The 16,153-nt window shown below is 70.9% G+C and carries 14 protein-coding genes; 7 read left to right on the top strand and 7 right to left on the bottom strand.

Annotated features, from left to right (window positions below; all coding sequences use genetic code 11):
- Positions 1 to 207 precede the first annotated feature (207 nt).
- The 4 genes from ABD817_RS17320 to ABD817_RS17305 all read right to left on the bottom strand — a co-directional run bounded on the left by ABD817_RS17320 (position 208) and on the right by ABD817_RS17305 (position 5,645).
- Positions 208 to 2,100, bottom strand: coding sequence for a substrate-binding domain-containing protein (locus tag ABD817_RS17320; RefSeq protein WP_344918975.1), 1,893 nt, complete (start codon positions 2,098 to 2,100; stop codon positions 208 to 210).
- A 106-nt stretch (positions 2,101 to 2,206) separates the two neighbouring features.
- Entirely contained in the window at positions 2,207 to 3,472 is a 1,266-nt protein-coding gene (locus tag ABD817_RS17315; protein WP_344918974.1) for an enolase C-terminal domain-like protein, read from the bottom strand.
- 25 nt (positions 3,473 to 3,497) lie between these two features.
- Positions 3,498 to 4,382, bottom strand: coding sequence for an NAD-dependent epimerase/dehydratase family protein (locus ABD817_RS17310; protein ID WP_344918973.1), 885 nt, complete (start codon positions 4,380 to 4,382; stop codon positions 3,498 to 3,500).
- Between the two features lie 213 nt (positions 4,383 to 4,595).
- Positions 4,596 to 5,645, bottom strand: a complete 1,050-nt coding sequence (locus ABD817_RS17305; protein ID WP_344918972.1) for an aldo/keto reductase — start codon at positions 5,643 to 5,645, stop codon at positions 4,596 to 4,598.
- A 100-nt stretch (positions 5,646 to 5,745) separates the two neighbouring features.
- Between ABD817_RS17305 and ABD817_RS17300 the strand changes: the two genes are divergently transcribed.
- The gene (locus ABD817_RS17300; protein WP_344918971.1) at positions 5,746 to 6,177 is read left to right on the top strand and encodes a MerR family transcriptional regulator; all 432 of its coding nucleotides are present in this window, start codon (positions 5,746 to 5,748) and stop codon (positions 6,175 to 6,177) included.
- Here the strand turns inward: ABD817_RS17300 and ABD817_RS17295 are convergent.
- On the bottom strand, positions 6,174 to 6,971 hold the full coding sequence (locus ABD817_RS17295) for a class I SAM-dependent methyltransferase (RefSeq protein ID WP_344918970.1): 798 nt from the start codon (positions 6,969 to 6,971) through the stop codon (positions 6,174 to 6,176). The two genes, ABD817_RS17300 and ABD817_RS17295, sit on opposite strands and share 4 nt — an antisense overlap.
- A gap of 275 nt (positions 6,972 to 7,246) precedes the next feature.
- Between ABD817_RS17295 and ABD817_RS17290 the strand changes: the two genes are divergently transcribed.
- Positions 7,247 to 8,548 carry an alginate lyase family protein gene (locus ABD817_RS17290; RefSeq protein ID WP_344918969.1) on the top strand — a complete coding sequence of 434 codons (1,302 nt, stop codon included), beginning with the start codon at positions 7,247 to 7,249 and terminating at the stop codon, positions 8,546 to 8,548.
- A 167-nt stretch (positions 8,549 to 8,715) separates the two neighbouring features.
- On the opposite strand, the gene ABD817_RS17285 is transcribed toward ABD817_RS17290, so the two are convergent.
- Positions 8,716 to 10,029: a YncE family protein gene (locus tag ABD817_RS17285; protein ID WP_344918968.1), complete on the bottom strand. Its 1,314-nt coding sequence runs from the start codon at positions 10,027 to 10,029 to the stop codon at positions 8,716 to 8,718.
- 406 nt (positions 10,030 to 10,435) lie between these two features.
- Between ABD817_RS17285 and ABD817_RS17280 the strand changes: the two genes are divergently transcribed.
- From ABD817_RS17280 to ABD817_RS17265, 4 genes are all read left to right on the top strand, one after another.
- Entirely contained in the window at positions 10,436 to 10,684 is a 249-nt protein-coding gene (locus ABD817_RS17280) for a hypothetical protein (RefSeq protein WP_344918967.1), read from the top strand.
- A gap of 361 nt (positions 10,685 to 11,045) precedes the next feature.
- On the top strand, positions 11,046 to 11,861 hold the full coding sequence (locus ABD817_RS17275) for an SAM-dependent methyltransferase (RefSeq protein ID WP_344918966.1): 816 nt from the start codon (positions 11,046 to 11,048) through the stop codon (positions 11,859 to 11,861).
- Between the two features lie 522 nt (positions 11,862 to 12,383).
- Positions 12,384 to 13,007 (top strand): gluconokinase, encoded by a 624-nt coding sequence (locus tag ABD817_RS17270; RefSeq protein ID WP_344918965.1) that lies wholly within the window; start codon positions 12,384 to 12,386, stop codon positions 13,005 to 13,007.
- Positions 13,004 to 14,377 carry a GntP family permease gene (locus ABD817_RS17265; protein ID WP_344918964.1) on the top strand — a complete coding sequence of 458 codons (1,374 nt, stop codon included), beginning with the start codon at positions 13,004 to 13,006 and terminating at the stop codon, positions 14,375 to 14,377. Before ABD817_RS17270 ends, ABD817_RS17265 begins: the two co-directional genes overlap by 4 nt.
- Positions 14,378 to 14,514: 137 nt before the next feature.
- Here the strand turns inward: ABD817_RS17265 and ABD817_RS17260 are convergent, their stop codons facing one another.
- On the bottom strand, positions 14,515 to 15,309 hold the full coding sequence (locus tag ABD817_RS17260) for an SDR family NAD(P)-dependent oxidoreductase (protein ID WP_344918963.1): 795 nt from the start codon (positions 15,307 to 15,309) through the stop codon (positions 14,515 to 14,517).
- 186 nt (positions 15,310 to 15,495) lie between these two features.
- Here ABD817_RS17260 and ABD817_RS17255 point away from each other — a divergent pair, with 186 nt between their 5' ends.
- Positions 15,496 to 16,098, top strand: coding sequence for an O-methyltransferase (locus tag ABD817_RS17255; RefSeq protein ID WP_344918962.1), 603 nt, complete (start codon positions 15,496 to 15,498; stop codon positions 16,096 to 16,098).
- Positions 16,099 to 16,153 lie beyond the last annotated feature (55 nt).

Raw genomic sequence — 16,153 nt, 5'->3', positions numbered from 1 at the left:
TCACTCTGGAGCGGAGGGGGATAAGGAGGGATACAGCCGGGTGTAGCGGGATACAGCGGGGCACGGTGAAACCGGGGCGGTCCGGACGAGGACAACGCCGCCACACCCCGGCGCGGGTCCGGTGAGCACGTGAACGCGCCCCGGCGGCACGCGCGGCGAAGGTGTCCGCCGGTACGGCGGCCTGCTCAGGTCGGCACGACGGCCTGCTCAGGCCGACCGGCGGCGGACCAGCCGGGCCGGGATGACCGTCTCGGCGGAGGGCTCCGCCGTCCCGCCCCGCAGCCGCTCCAGCAGGCGGCGGGCACAGGCCTGGCCGATCTCCCTGGCCGGGTTGGCCATGGTGGTCAGCCCCGGCGAGACGAGGCTCGCCGCCTCGATGTCGTCGAACCCCATGACGGCCAGGTCCGAGGGCACGTGCAGCCCCCGTTCCTCGGCCCTGTCGAGCGCGCCGATGGCCATGATGTCGTTGGCGCACAGCACGGCGTCCGGGGGGTCCGGCAGGTCGAGCAGCCGGGCGGTGCCCGAGGAGCCGCCCGCCCGGCTGAAGTGCGTGTGCGCCACGAGCCGGGGATCGGCGTCCGCTCCGGCGGCCAGCAGCGCGGAACGGTAGCCCGCGACGCGTTCGGCCGCGGGCCCCTCCGCGTACGGGCCGCAGACGAAGCCGATCCTGCGGTAGCCGCGTTCCAGCAGGTAGCGGGTGGCCTCGGCGGCCCCGCCCTCGTCGTCGCTGTGCACGACGTCGACACCCGCCTGGACCAGGCGGCCCCCGAGCCGCACGACGGGGATGCCCGCCCCGATGACGGGCAGCAGGTCCTCGGCGTGCGTGTGGAAGACCGCGAAGGCGAGGCCGTCCACCTGCCGGGCGATCATCTGCTCGATGGCGGTGCGTTCCATCTTCCGGTCGCCGTCGGTGTTGCTGATGATCTCGTCGTAGCCCGCCGGTCCCAGCACGTCCTGGAGCCCGCGCGCCAGCGCCGGGTAGAAGGGGTTGGTGATGTCCGGGATGATCAACCCGATCGTCTGGCTCCTGCTCGTGCGCAGTCCCCGGGCGAGGACGTTGGGCCGGTATCCCAGCTGGTCGATCGCCTCCAGCACCCGCCGCCGCGTCTCCTGGGCCACCGGCCTGCGGCCGTTCAGCGCGTGCGACACCGTCGTCGCGCTCACCCCCGCGAGCTGCGCGACCCTGGTGATGCTGGGGCGATCGCCGCGGATCGGCACGGGGACGTCCCGCCCTCCGGCGCCGCTCTCCCCGCCTCCCGCCGGAGTTCGTCCCCCCGGTCTCCCCGCCTCCCCCAGCGAGCCGTGGGCGGACAGGGCGTGGTCGGACGGGATCTGATCAGGCGGGATCTGGCCGGGCGGGGCCTGGTCGGGCGGGGCATCGGATGAGCCACGATCCGGCGAGCCCCGGCCGGGCCGATCGCAGCCCGTCCGGTCGCGGTCCGGCGAGTCGCGTTCGGGCCGGTCACGGTCGGGCCGGTCGCGGTCCGGTGAGGCGTGGTCCGGCCGGTCGTGGGAGAGGAGGTCGAGGGCCGCGCCCAGCTCTCGGCGCCCGAGGGCCGCCGCGTCCTCGACGGCGGCACCGGCGGCGATCCTGAGCAGGGTGGACTCCCAGACCTCGCGGACGGCCGCCAGGACGAGCGCGGCCACCACCCCGGCCCCGAGCCCTCCTCCCGCGCCGGGTTCCTCCGTACCGGCCGCACCGGCACCGGACTCGATCGCCTCGCGCAGCGCGCGCTCCTGTTCCGCGAACATCTCCCGGGAGTACGAGCGCAGCGCCGGGCTGTCGCGGTAGACCCGCGCGTGGACGGCGACCGACCCGGCGCTCGCCACGCCCTCCCCGGCGTCCGCCGCGGGCCGGGACATGACGCGGCGGATCGCGTCGACGGGCCCCTCCCCCGCCACGCGCTCCCGCAGGGCCCGCTCGGGGGCGGGCCACCCGAGCGGGTCGGCCTCGAAGAAGATCTGCTCCTTGACCGGGAAGTGGTTGAAGACGGTCTTGGCCGAGACGTCGGCCACCGCCGCGATCTCGGCCACCGTCACGCTCTCGAAGCCGCGCTCGGCGAACAGGCGGCGGGCCGTGCCCGCGATGGCACGCCGCATCTCCCCTTTCCTCCGCTCACGCCGCGTGGGGGGTCGCTCCTCGGAGGGTGCCGGGACCATGGGCAGATCTTACATCGACACACTCCTTACACCCACTATAAGTTTCTCAGGGCGGCTCGATGCCGCCGTCGGGCCGCCGCACCCGGGCCGACCAGCGCTCGTGGAGGTGCTCCAGCGGCGGATACTTGGCCGCCAGCGTCTCGTCCAGGTCGATCCCCCAGCCGGGCGCGTCGTTCGGGTAGAGGTATCCGTTGACGGGGCCGATCGTGCCGGGGAAGACCTCGTGGACGGCCTCCGGATAGAGGTGCCCCTCCTGGATCTGGAAGGCGGGGGTGGTCACGTCGAGCGCCACGTTGGCGGCGGCGCCCACCGGTGAGACGTCCGCGGGCGCGTGCCAGGCGGTGCCCACGCCGGTCAGTTCGCAGAGCGCGACCAGCTTGCGGGCGGGGGTGAGCCCGCCCACCGACGAGACGTGCAGCCGCAGCAGGTCGACGCCGCCCTCGCGGACGATCCTGGCCGCGTCGGCGACGGAGCCGAGCTGCTCGCCCGCCGCGATGGGCATCGGGGCGGCCTCGCGGACCTCGGGCAGGCGGTCGTAGAACTCCGGCGCGATCGGATCCTCCAGGAAGAAGAGCCGGTACGGTTCGAGCGCCCGCGCGAGGGCGATCGCCTGCTTGGGAGTGAGCCGCGAGTGCACGTCGTGCATCAGGCCCGGCTCCTCCCCCAGCTCCCTGCGGGCCCGCTCGAACAGCTTCGGGGTGTCGCGCAGGTAGCGCTGCACGTCCCACCCGTCGGGGTACGGGGAGCCGGGATAGCCGCCCGGCGAGCCCGGCGAGCCGTAGTGGCCGAGCCCCGGCGCCCCCGACTGGAGCCGCACGTGGCGGTATCCGGACGCCAGGATCGCCTGGGCCTCCTCGATCGTCTCCTCCACGGTGGCCGCGCCCGCGTGCAGGTAGGTGTCGGCCGCGGCGCGCACCCGCCCGCCGAGGAGCTCGTACACGGGCATGCCCGCGCGCTTGCCCGCGATGTCCCAGAGCGCCTGGTCCACTCCCGAGAGCGCGCTGTTCAGGACCGGGCCGCTCCTCCAGTAGGAGGAGAAGTGCACCATCCTGGTGATGTCCTCGATGTCGGCGGGGTGGCGGCCGATCAGGAGGGGGCCGACGTGGTGTTCCACCGCGGCGGCCACGGCGTGGAAGCGCTGGGTGAAGGTCGCGCAGCCCAGGCCGTACAGGCCGGGATCGCTGGTGTCGACGCGGACGACCACGAGGGGCACGCCCTCGGGGGCGGTGACGATCGGCCGCACCCCCGTGACGCGGAGCGCGTCCCTGGCGGGCCAGGGGGCCTGGGTCTCGGGTATGGGAAGGGATGTCATACGGCCTCCGGTACGGGAAGAGGGGTCACGCGGTCTCTGGCACGTCCGCCGCGTCCGGCACGGGGAAGGGATACCGGACGGTGAGGCCGAGCAGGCGGCGGGCCTCTCCCAGGTCGATCGGGACGGCCCTGCCCGGCAGCGGCGCCCGCCGCTCGACTCCGGGGTGGAAGCGGTCGAGCAACTCCTCGGTGGGCTGCGGGGCCAGCGTGTCCTCGGCCGTCACGAAGATCGCGCGGTAACCCTCGATCGGCCGGGTGAGCGCCTGCCAGGTGGCGAGGGCGGCGTCCCTGCCGTCAAGGTAGGTCCACAGCTCGGCGGCGCCGGAGCCGGGATCCTCCGCGTACTCCTCCGCGCGCTTGTCGAGTTTGTCCCCCGGCCCGCCGAGCAGGGGGAAGCGCAGCGCGACGACCGTCATGCCGTAGCGGCGCGCCATCATCGCGCCGGTCGCCTCGTCCGCCTGCTTCGACAGTCCGTACGGGTCCTCGACCTGCAGGGGCAGCGCCTCGTCGATCGGCAGGTAGGCCGGGTGCAGCAGGCGCGAGGCCCAGGGGAAGCCGAGCACGGAGTAACTGCTCGCGATGGCGGCCCGGCGCACCCCCGCCTGGCCCGCCTCCTCCAGGACCACGAAGGTCGCCCGGGTGTTGCCGCAGAAGACCTCCTCCGGTGTGCCGAGAACCGGGGCCGGGATCGCGGCGAAGTGCGCGACGGCGTCCACGCCGTCGAGCGCGTCGCGCACCGTCGCCGGGTCTCCCACGTCCCCGACGATCACCCGGCCCGCCACCGGCCCGCCCGGGTCCCGGAGGTCGAGGGCGGTGACGGCCACGCCCTGGTGCGCGAGCAGGTCGAGCATCAGACGCCCCAGCCTGCCCGCGGCCCCGGTCACCAGGACCCGCCCGGGAACGTCACTCATGCGTCACCACCTGCGGCGGAAAGGGCACATCGGTATCGCAAATCGATTTGTACATATCGGTTCAGCTTGCTACCCCGCCATTGCCGTGTCAATAGCGGCACACCCCGGGCACCTCCCGGACATATCCGGGAGGTGCGCGTCCGCTTCCGGCGTTCGTCGATCACGGCGCCGCCCCCTACCGGCGCCCACGACGGACGTCGCGGGAGATCGGGGCTAGCCTGCGGCGCGTTCCGCGAGCGGGCGCCGCCGCCGCGCGGTGTCGGTGAGCGAGGGCGGACGCCAGGCGCCGTCGGGGTGGTACAGGTTGGTGCCGGGCGGCACGATCTCGTCGATCCGGTCGAGGGCCGCGTCGTCGAGGATGAGCGAGGCACCCTTCAGCAGCCCCTCCAGCTGGTCCATGGTCCGCGGCCCGGTGATCACCGAGGTGACGCCGGGATGCGCCGCGGCGAAGGCCACCGCGAGCTCGGGGAGCGAGCAGCCGATGTCCGTCGCGAGTTCGACGAGTTTCTCGACGACGTCGAGCTTGGCGGCGTTCTCGGGAATCGAGGGATCGAAACGCGCCGGTGTGAGCGCGGCGCGGCCGGTGGACAGGTCGATGGGCCGCCCCTTCCGGTACCTGCCGGTGAGGAACCCCGAGGCGAGCGGGCTCCAGGTCAGCACCCCCATCCCGTACCGCTGGCAGACCGGGAGCACGGCGGCCTCGATTCCCCGGGCGACCAGCGAGTAGGGCGGCTGCTCGGTCCTGAAGCGCTGGAGTCCGCGGCGCTCGGCGACGTTGTGCGCCTCGACGATCTCCTCGGCGGGGAAGGTCGAGCAGCCGAAGGCGCGGATCTTCCCCTGACGGACGAGGTCGCTCAGCACGGAGAGCGTCTCCTCGATGTCGGTCGAGTGGTCGGGGCGGTGGATCTGGTAGAGGTCGATCCAGTCGGTCCCCAGGCGCCGGAGGCTCTCCTCGACCTCCTTGAGGATCCAGCGCCGCGAGTTGCCGCTCCGGTTGGGGCCCTCCCCCATCCTGAAGTGCACCTTGGTGGCGAGCACGACGTCGTCGCGACGCCCCTTGAGCGCCTTTCCCACGATCTCCTCCGACTCACCGGCGGAGTACATGTCCGCGGTGTCGACGAAGTTGACGCCCCGGTCGAGGGCGGTGTGGATGATGCGGACGCAGTCGTCGTGGTCGGGGTTGCCGACGGCGCCGAACATCATGGCTCCGAGGCAGTGGACGCTCACCTCGATGCCGGTGCCGCCGAGGACGCGGTAACGCATGGGCCGTACTCCCTTGCTGGTCGTTCCGGACGTGATGTCGCGACGTCCCGCAGCGTAGGAGCTAGAGTCGGCTCTAGGTCAAGTCCGTATCCTGGGCGGCATGGGCACAACGGGTCTGAGCATCGGGCAGGTCGCCGAGCGCACGGGGTTGAGCGTTCACGCGCTGCGCTTCTACGAGCGCGAGGGCATCCTGGCCAACCCCGTACGGCGTGACTCCGGCGGGCGCCGCGTCTACGGCGAGGACGACGTGGAGTGGGTGACCCTCTGCGTCGTGCTCCGCGCCTCCGGCATGCCCCTGCCCGCGATCCGCCAGTACACGGACATGGTCAGGCGGGGAGACGGCAACGAGGAGGAGCGGCTCGCCCTCCTGCGCCAGCACCGGGAGCGGGTGACCGCCCAGATCGGGCAGCTCACCCGCTGCCTGGACCTGATCGGCTACAAGGTCGGGGTGTACGAGGACATCCTCGACCGGGGCGCGGGCGGTCACGAGTGTGTCGCACCACCGGCACCGGAGAACGGGCGACCGGTCTAGGGAGTGCCTTCGACCGGCCATGCGTGGTGCGCAGGTCCTTGAGGAGTGACGGGCCCCGCGGTATCGCGCCGCGCCACGAACACGAACTCCTTACCCGGCCGGTCGGGTGCGTCGCGTACCTCCTCGACGACGAAGCCGTGCTCGTGCAGGTCCCGCTCGATCTCCGTACGTTCGCGGAAGCGAAGTGTCGATTCCGAGATCAGCACGTCCCCGTCCGCGGCGAACACGTGCGTGCCCCGGAAGCTCACCAGCGGCAGGCTCACATCCGTCAGCTCGGCCCAGGTCTCGACGGGGCCGACGCCCGGAATGTCCGTCACGCGGTACGTGGTCTCGCGCGTCCACTCCGCCCACTCCTCCCACACGCGCCGCGCCGGATCGCGCGTCTCGAAGACAAGCCGCCCGCCGGGCCGCAGCGCCTCGTACGCGCCGCGCAGCGTCCTATGCCATGCCCGCGGATCGGCGATCGCCTGGGCGACGTTCCCGGTCATCGTCACCAGGTCGATCCGCATGGGCGGCAGGTCCCCCGCGTCGCCGTCGAGCCAGCGCACCCGCTCCGCGCCCGGCTTGCCACGCGCGACGTCGACGGACGCCCGCGCGGGATCGATCCCGGTGACCGTGATCCCGCGCTCGGCGAGCAGCAGCGCGAACACGCCCGTACCGCACCCGATGTCCAGCACGGACCGCGCGCCGAACTCCTCCGCCATCGCGAGATACGCGTCGAGATCGCCGCGGTCCGGATCGAGCGGGTCGTAGATGGCGGCGAGGCGCGGGTGCCCGAAAGTCGCGTCAACCATGGAGCGAACATATGTGGCCCCGCGCCCGCGCGGCCACCGCAATTCCGCGTCGGACGGTTCACGACGACGAATCACCCGATGACGATCCCGCACGCCTGGATCACTGTGAAGACACGGCCCAACGCCACCCCCGCGTCCAACCTTAAATGTTAGGAAAGTTTCCTAAAAATATTGACGGACCGCTGTCGAGATCGGTTGGATAGGCGGTCATCGAGGCCCCCGGCCGAGACCTCTCGCCACCCCCCTTGGCCTGTCAGGCCAGCGAGGAGCTCCACATGCTCAGACGCATCCGAACGACGGCAGCCGCGATCCTGGGTGCCGCGGCTCTCGCCGTCACCCCCCTCGCCGCCCCCGCGGCCGGTGCCGCGCCGCTGCCGAACCTCCCGGCCGCGCAGGCGAAGGGAGCGCCACCGCCGAACCTCCCGGCCGCGCAGGCGAAGGGAGCGCCACCGCCGAACCTTCCGGTCGCGGGGGCGAAGGCCGCCCCGGCGACCTTCACCCACCCGGGAGTCCTGGTCGGCAGGTCCCAGCTCGACTTCGTCCGCTCGAAGGTCAACTCCGGCGCCCAGCCGTGGAAGGGCGCCTTCGACCAGATGATGAGGCATTCCCTGGCGTCGCTGTCGCGGACTCCCAAGCCGCGCGCGATCGTGGAGTGCGGCTCGTACTCCAACCCCAACAACGGCTGCACCGACGAGCGCCAGGACGCGCTCGCCGCGTACACGATGGCGCTGGCCTGGTACATCACGCAGGACAGCAGGTACGCGCAGAAGGCCATCGAGATCATGGACGCCTGGTCCGCGGTGATCAGGGATCACACCAACAGCAACGCCCCGCTGCAGACCGGGTGGGCCGGGTCCTCGTGGCCCAGGGCCGCCGAGATCATCCGCTACACCTACACCGGCTGGTCCGCCGCCTCCGTCAGTCGCTTCTCCACCATGCTGCGCACCGTCTACCTGCCGAAGATCATCAACGGTTCCAACAGCAACGGCAACTGGGAACTGAGCATGATGGAGGCCGCGCTCGGCATCTCCGTCTTCCTTGAGGACAGGGCGAGCTACGACAAGGCCGTGGCCAAGTTCCGCGGGCGGGTTCCGGCCTTCATCTACATCTCCTCCGACGGCGCGCTCCCCAAGGCACCTCCGGGAAGCGGCATCGACACCCGCGCCGAGATCATCAACTACTGGCAGGGCCAGTCCACCTTCATGGACGGCCTCACCCAGGAGACCTGCCGCGACTTCACCCACACCGGGTACGGGCTGTCGGCCATCTCGCACTTCGCCGAGACCACCCGCATCCAGGGACAGGACCTCTACCCGGAGATCAGCGAGCGGCTGCGCCACGCGCTGGGCATGCAGGCGAAGTACCAGCTCGGCGCCGCCGTGCCGTCCTCACTGTGCGGGGGCACCCTCCACCTCGGCCTGGGACCGATCACCGAGGTCGGCTTCAACGCCCTGGGCAACCGGATGGGCATCGCCATGACGAACACCCAGCGTCTCACCGAGCAGCAGCGCCCGGCCGGGACGAACGTCCTCTTCGTCGCCTGGGAGACCCTGACCCACGCCGCCAACCCCAACTGACGCCGACTCCCCGAGGGGCCGACCGGCGAGGCCGGCCCCTCCCGCGCGTGCGGAACCCTCGTCAGTGTCGCCCGCCGCGGCCTCTCCCTCACGTGCGGGAACTCCCTCGCCCCACCTCGGCTCGGCGGCGTCGAGGAGCCGCCACCAGAAGCCGCCGGCCCGTCCGGTCAGTTCGTACGTCGCACGCGGATGCCGTGGGCGTCGGCCCGCTGGACACCTCCGGCGTCCACGTTGGAGATCCGGATCAGGCCCTCCACCTTGCCCTTCTTCCCGTTGCCGGTCAGCTTGACGATGAGCATCCCCGGGTCGCTCCCGTGGGAGGAGTGCGGGTCGCCGGAGAGCGGGTTCGGCCCCCGCGTCGAGGCGAAGGCCCACCTGTGGTCCGGTGAGACGGCGAAGAGATCGACCGTCGGGTCCGCGCTGAACGGTGAGACGAGGTCGACGGTGCCGACGTGGGCGCCGGTCGCCCCGTTGAAGACCTCGGCGACGTTGGCGTCACGGTCACCGGCCCACACGTGACGTTCCCCGGCGGACACCAGGACACCGTGGGCGTCGCGCTCGGGCGAGTCGTCGTTGAAGAGCGGCTGGACCGCCGGGGTGTTGGGCGGGTTGGCGGGCGAGTAGCCGCTCATCGGCAGCCGGAAGACGCTGAACTGGTCGAGGTTGGCGGGCGTACCCCCGCCCCCGTTGCCGAAGACACTGCCCTTGGCCTCGATGAACCCGCATCCGTTCGCGGGAATCCTGGTCGTGTCGTACTCCGCCACGATCGACATCGGCGTCGTGTGCCAGTCGACCACGAGCATCCCGCCACCCCGCAGGCTGACGAAGACCGGGCCGTTGTCCGAGGCGATGAACGGGCAGATCGGCGCGTTGTCCGGACGAAGCTGGGGTGACTGGCACGGCGCGCCGTTCGGCGTGGTGCAACCGGCCAGGTCGATCGTCGCGGCGGGCTGCTGGACGAAGGTGTTCGAGGCGTAGTCGGTGCTGACGCGCTCCAGCCTCTTGCCGTTCTGGTTGGAGACGATCAGGTACCTGTCGTCCTCGGTGGGCCAGAGGGCGTGAGCCTGCCGCACCCCTCCCACCCCCGCCTCGGTGATGAGACAGGTGAGCGGCCGCCGGGTACGGGCGTCGAAGACGACCACGTGGCCGCTGGCGACGAAGGCGATCGCGGCATGGGTGTCGGCCTTGTTGAAAACAATCATGTGGGGGCGTACGGGCACGCTGCCGGTCCTCGCCAGGCACAGGGACGAGGTCGCGCCACCCAGATCTATGACGTCGACGGGCCGCGCGGCCGACAACCGGCGGGTGACATCGCGACCGGAGTACACGCGGACGGTGCCGCCGTGGGCGAGCCCGTTGGTATTGGACTGGTCGACCAGCCAGACCTCGTACGACTTCTCGGCCGCCACCTGAGACGACGCTCCCGCGCCCAGGACGAACAGCGTCAGCACCGCGACGATCACGGCCCGCCACTTTCCCATGACCCCTCCACAACCGCTCCGGCCGGAGTATCCGCCGGTATCCCTGCAGAGCACTTATTTTCCACTTTTAATTCCGTTTCTCAATAAGCACAGCAATTGTCTAATTTGTAAGGAAAGCAGGTCAAGACGCCTCACACGCGAGAGCAGCGAGTAGTTACGAGGGGAAGCAGTCAAACCTCGAAAGAGGCGAAAAGAAGATATAAAACATTTCGATATATGAACTCGTAAACGGCCCCGGCGGTGATAACGACCGGCGACACGGCACGGCAGCCCGCGGACCCGCGGCCGGAGTGCCCGCCGCGCTCCCCCCTCATACGGCGGTCCTCATACGGCGGTCTGATCGCCGCGATCGTTCTCATGATCGCCGCCGCCGGTTGCGACCGTACTCGCCCAGCTCGCCGACACCGTGGACCTCGGCACGCTGATGCCGCTGCGGGAGGAGCAGGGAGGTTCCGGCGCGGCCACCGGGGTCGAGGTGTCGGCGTCCTTCCTGGGAAGGCGTACCTTCAACCGGTACGACGCCGAGGACGCCGGTGACATCGCGGCCGGGATCCGGCGGCGGTTCGTCCCGCTACGCGTCCAGCGCGTCCGGGTCTTCGGCGCGCAACCCTTCCTCGTCCAATTCGCGGCACCCACCGAGCGAGGGGGGCCGTAAGGGATGGGGCACGTGCCGGACCGTCCGTGCGGGAGGAGGTCGGAGGACGGAGTCCTATCGGGTCAGAGCTGGTCGGGGGTGTGGCCGATGGCCGCTCATTTGTTTTCAGCGGAAATATTCATATAAAAGTGTCCTCTTTCGGGCGCCCGTAACGTCGGCCCACTTCCATCCCGAGATCCCGCCGACTTCACCCTGGGACGACGGGATCGGCCGCCCCACCTCGCCCGAAGCCCGGAAACGCGCATGGATCGTTTCAATGACCGCTCTGGATGTCGAGATGATTTGCCGTGAACATCACGGTTGTGATCAACTACCTCCTACCTCATTTGCTGCGAATCCCTCATGAACGGACCCCACCCCCATGAGTACCCCTCGCGAATCCGACTGGCAGCCCGTGGAGCTCGATGCCGATCGGCCACATTCGGCCCGCATCTGGAATTACTGGCTGGGTGGAAAGGACAACTATCCCGCCGACCGCGAGGCCGGTGACATGGTCGAGCACCTCATCCCCGGCATCGTCGACTCGGCCCGTGCCGACCGGGCGTTCCTCGGCCGCTGCATCCAGTACCTCGTCGCCGAGGCCGGGGTTCGCCAGTTCCTCGACATCGGCACGGGCCTTCCCACCGCCGACAACACGCACGAGGTGGCGCAGCGGATCGCCCCGGAGTCCCGGGTCGTCTACGTCGACAACGACCCGCTGGTCCTGGTCCACGCCCGCGCCCTGCTCGTCAGCAGTCCCGAAGGCGCCACCAACTACATCGACGCCGACCTGCGCGACCCCCACCACATCCTGCGGGCGGCCGCGGAGACCCTCGACTTCACCAAGCCCGTCGCGTTGATGCTGCTGGGGATCCTGCACCATCTCACCGATGACGGCGAGGCCCGGAAGGTCGTACAGGACCTGATCGACGCCGCCCCCTCGGGCAGCCACCTGGTGATCGCGCACGCCACCGCCGAGGTTCACGGCGACGCCATGCACGAGGCGATGCGGCGGTTCATGGAGCGGGGCGGCACCCCGATCGTGGCCCGCGACCGAGACCACCTCACCTCGTTCTTCGACGGCCTGGAACTTCTGGAGCCCGGCGTGGTCTCCTGCTCGCGATGGCGTCCGGAACACTCCCCGTGGGGCGAGGCCGCGGAGGTGTCCCAGTTCTGCGGCGTCGCCCGCAAGCCCTGACGTCTCCTTCGCCGACCTCACCGAACACTCGAACCCAGAACCCGGCGAAAATCTTCGAGGGTCCGAGGATCGACGTCCATTCCCCCGCCCCGGCCCCGGAGTCGCCGCCGGATCTCATGATCGGGCCTCCCCCGCCGAACGGGTGACGAGACCCGCGGTCGGCTCCCGGCCGCGTGGCCGCTCGCGTCGTCGCGATGACGCCGACGCGGCTACGGGCCATCGGCCTGTCCCACCGGCTCCAGGACACCGGTCATCGCCCGAGACACCCTCCAGCGGAGCCGGTCCCTCGGCTTCCGGCGGCTGACCGGCGACAAGATCATCCGACGCGGCCGGTGAACCGGGTTTATTCAGGACGCTCCAGTGCAGTCCCATAGTCGTCCGGCCACCGCCTTCCCGCAGTAGCCAACCATCACAAATGGTGACATATCTTCACAAAAGTATGATTTCTTAACCTCAACTCTGGGTCGCGGTACCACCGATCCAGTCAGGCTGTCGCGAAGATCGACATGGGAGGCCCTCTCCATGAACCCCGCTCAGGATCCCGCCTCACCACCCCCCGGCGCCGCGCTGCTCGTCGTCATGGGGGTGACCGGTTCCGGCAAGACCACCGTGGGCGCCGCCCTCAGCCAGCGGTTACGGGTGCCGTTCGCCGACGCCGACGACTTCCACACCGAGGCCAGCATCGCCAAGATGTCGGACGGGATCCCCCTCGACGACGAGGACCGGCTGCCCTGGCTGCGCGCGATCGGCGCCTGGCTCGGCGACCACGCGGCCACCGGCGGCGTGGCGAGCTGCTCGGCGCTCAAGCGGAGCTACCGCGACATCCTGCGCGAGGCCGCGCCGACGGTGAGCTTCGTCCATCTCCACGGTGAGATGGACGCCGTACGCCGGAGGGTGGCAGGCCGTCCGGGGCACTTCATGCCCGCCTCGCTGGTCGAGTCGCAGTTCAAGACCCTGGAACCCCTGGAACCCGACGAGCAGGGAATCGTCCTCGACTTCTCCTCGCCCGTGGACGAGCTCGTGGACGCCTACCTCGCCGCGACGGCCCGGACACCGCCCCCCGCCGATTCCACCGCCCCGGCCGACCCGGCCGCGCCTCAGGACCGTGACCGAGGCCGGGACGACGAGGGCGGGAGCGCGAGGTGAGCCCGCTCCTCACCGCCCTCGCCGAGCCCGCCGCCACCTCCCCCGGCAGGCTCGTCCCGGCCGCGCTCGTCGGCATCGCGCTGATCGTCGTACTGATCACGTACTTCAAGCTGCACCCCTTCCTGAGCCTGACCCTCGGCTCGCTCGCGGTCGGAGCCGTCGCGGGCCTGGCGATGACCGACACCATCGCCGCCTTCACCGACGGGTTCGGCAGCACCGCGGCCGGTGTCGGCACGCTCATCGCGCTCGGCGCGATGTTCGGCAAGCTGCTCGCCGACTCCGGCGGGGCCGACGAGATCGTGGACACGATCGTCGGCCGGTCCAGCCCCCGATCCCTGCCCTGGGCGATGGCTGCGGTGGGCTCGCTGATCGGCCTGCCGATGTTCTTCGAGATCGGCCTCGTCCTGCTGATGCCGGTCATCTTCCTGGTCTCGCGCCGCTCCGGCGTCTCCCTGATCCGGGTGGGCATCCCCGCCCTCGCGGGCCTCTCCGTGATGCACGGGCTCGTCCCTCCGCACCCGGGCCCGCTGGTCGCCATCGACGCCCTCAAGGCCGATCTCGGCATCACGCTGGGTCTGGGCGTGCTCATCGCCATCCCGACGATCGCCATCGCCGGGCCGCTGTTCTCCAGGTACGCGGCCCGCTGGGTGGACGTACCGGCACCGGAGCTCTACGAGACCCGGTCCCCGGCGGAGGACACCCGGCGTCCGTCGTTCGGCGTCACCCTCGCCACCGTGCTGCTGCCGGTCGTGCTGATGATGGGCAAGGCCCTCGCCGACATCCTCACCGCCGAGGGCAACGTCCTGCGCACCGTGCTCGACTTCCTCGGTACGCCGCTGGTGGCGCTGCTCATCGCCGTCATCGTGGCGATGTTCACCCTGGGCCTCGGTGCCGGTATGGACAGGAAGGCGATCGCGAAGTCCCTGGAGCAGTCGCTGCCGCCGATCGCGGGCATCCTGCTGATCGTGGCCGCCGGCGGCGGTTTCAAGCAGACGCTGATCGACACCGGGATCGGCGACCTCATCGCCACGTGGGTGGAGAACAGCGGCCTGTCGGTGCTGCTGCTCGCCTGGCTGGTCGCCGTGCTCATCCGGCTGGCCACGGGCTCGGCGACCGTCGCGACCGTCACGGCCTCGGGGATCCTCGCCCCGCTGGTCGCCAACCTCAGTGTCGGGGAGACCTCCCTGCTCGTGCTCGCCATCGGCGCGGGCTCGCTGTTCTTCTCCCACGTCAACGACGCGGGCTTCTGGCTGGTCAAGGAGTACTTCGGGCTCACCGTGGGCCAGAACATCAAGACCTGGTCCGTGATGGAGACGATCATCTCGGTGACCGGCCTGGTCTTCGTCCTGATCCTGAGCCTCTTCCTATAGCCTTACGCGCCATGCCGCTCGGAGGAGCCATGCGCTCGGAGGAGCCATGCGCTCGGAGGGGCCGTGCCACTCGGGGGATACGCGCCCCCGAGCGAAGCACCGCACCGGCTCCGTAGCGCTTGGGGAACGATGGCCGCTCAGGGGACGATGGCGTCGACGTATCCCCCGTCGACGCGCAGGGCTCCGCCCGTGGTGGCGGAGGCCTGCGCCGAGCTGAGGTAGACGACCATGTTGGCGATCTCCTCCGGCTCGATCAGCCGTTGCAGGAGTGACTGCGGGCGGTGCTCCCGCATGAAGGCGCGCTGGGCCTCCTCCCAGGGCAGGTTCCGGTCGACGAGCTCGTAGACGAACTCCTCCACGCCGCCGGTGTGGGTGGGACCGGCGATGACGGAGTTCACGGTGACGCCGCTGCCCGCGACCGCCTTGGCGAAGCCGCGCGAGACGGCGAGGAGTGCCGTCTTGGACATGCCGTACTGGATCATCTCGATGGGGGTGACGATCGCGGAGTCGCTCGCGATGTACTGGACGCGGCCCCAGGAGCGCGCCACCATCCCCGGCAGGTAGGCGCGGGTGAGGCGGACCGCCGCCAGGACGTTCACCTCGAAGTAGCGGCGCCACTCGTCGTCGGTGATCTCCAGGGGCTCCTTCGCCCCGAAGATCCCGAGGTTGTTGACCAGGATGTCGACCTCCGGCAGGAGATCGACGGCGTGGTCCGCGCCCTCCTGGGTGGCGAGGTCGGCGGCGAGCGGGACGACCTGCGCACCGGAGACCTCCGCGCGCAGCGCGTCGGCGGCGGCCTGGACCTTGTCGGGTGTGCGGCCGTTGACGGCCACCGTCGCGCCCGCCCGCGCGAGGCCGGTGGCGATGGCCGCCCCGATGCCCTGGGTGGATCCGGTGACCAGCGCCGTCTTGCCGGTGAGATCGATGTGCATGCGTCACGTCCTTGGAACCCGGCGTGGAGCGGCCCTCCGATGCGGGCGGGCCCTTCACGACCTGGCGATATGTCGTCCAGCTGATCCGGTGTTCGTTCCCGTGTCCGCCGGGGTGGAACGCGCGGGCAGTGATCATTTTTTGGGGGAACGGTTCCGGGTGGCGGCGGTTCTCCCGATAATGTGCTCATGTCTCCGTTGGGTACCGCCGCGTACCGGGACGAAACCGACCTCCCACCGCTCGTGGCCCGCGCGGTCGCGGCAGCCGAGCGGCACGGGTTCGCGTTCTCCTGCCTCCCCGAGCAGGGCCGCCTGCTGCGCGCCCTCGCGGGCGGCGCCACCCGCCGGATCGCCGAGACGGGCACGGGGTACGGGGTGGGCCTGGCGTGGCTCGCCACCGGCGCGCGACCGGGGGTCGAGATGATCAGTGTCGAGCGGGACGGGAACCAGGCGAGGATCACCGCCGAGATCTTCGCCGACACCCCGGGGGTGCGCGTCCTGCACGCCGACTGGACCGAGGTGTATGCGCACGGGCCCTACGACCTCCTGGTGCTGGACGGGGGTGGCCAGGGCAAGAACGGCGAGGCCGCCGCCGACCCCGAGCGGCTGCTCACCCCCGGCGGCGTGCTGGTCGTCGACGACTTCGCCCCCTCGGCGACCTGGCCGCCGGAGCATCTCGGGCGCCCCGACTCCGCCCGCGTCCACTGGCTGGACCATCCCGCGCTCCGCGCCGTCGACATCCCCCTGTCCGGCGACCTCAGCACCGTCGTCGGAGTCCGCCGCCCTCGCTGACCTCCCCGCTGACCGGCGTACGGCGCGTTCCCGGCGGTTCCGGGTGGCGCGGGCG

Origin of the sequence: Streptosporangium oxazolinicum, from assembly GCF_039537505.1 — a bacterium.
GTDB lineage: Bacteria > Actinomycetota > Actinomycetes > Streptosporangiales > Streptosporangiaceae > Streptosporangium > Streptosporangium oxazolinicum.
Note: the sequence above shows the minus strand (reverse complement) of the source record. Positions and strands in the feature narration are given on the sequence as shown.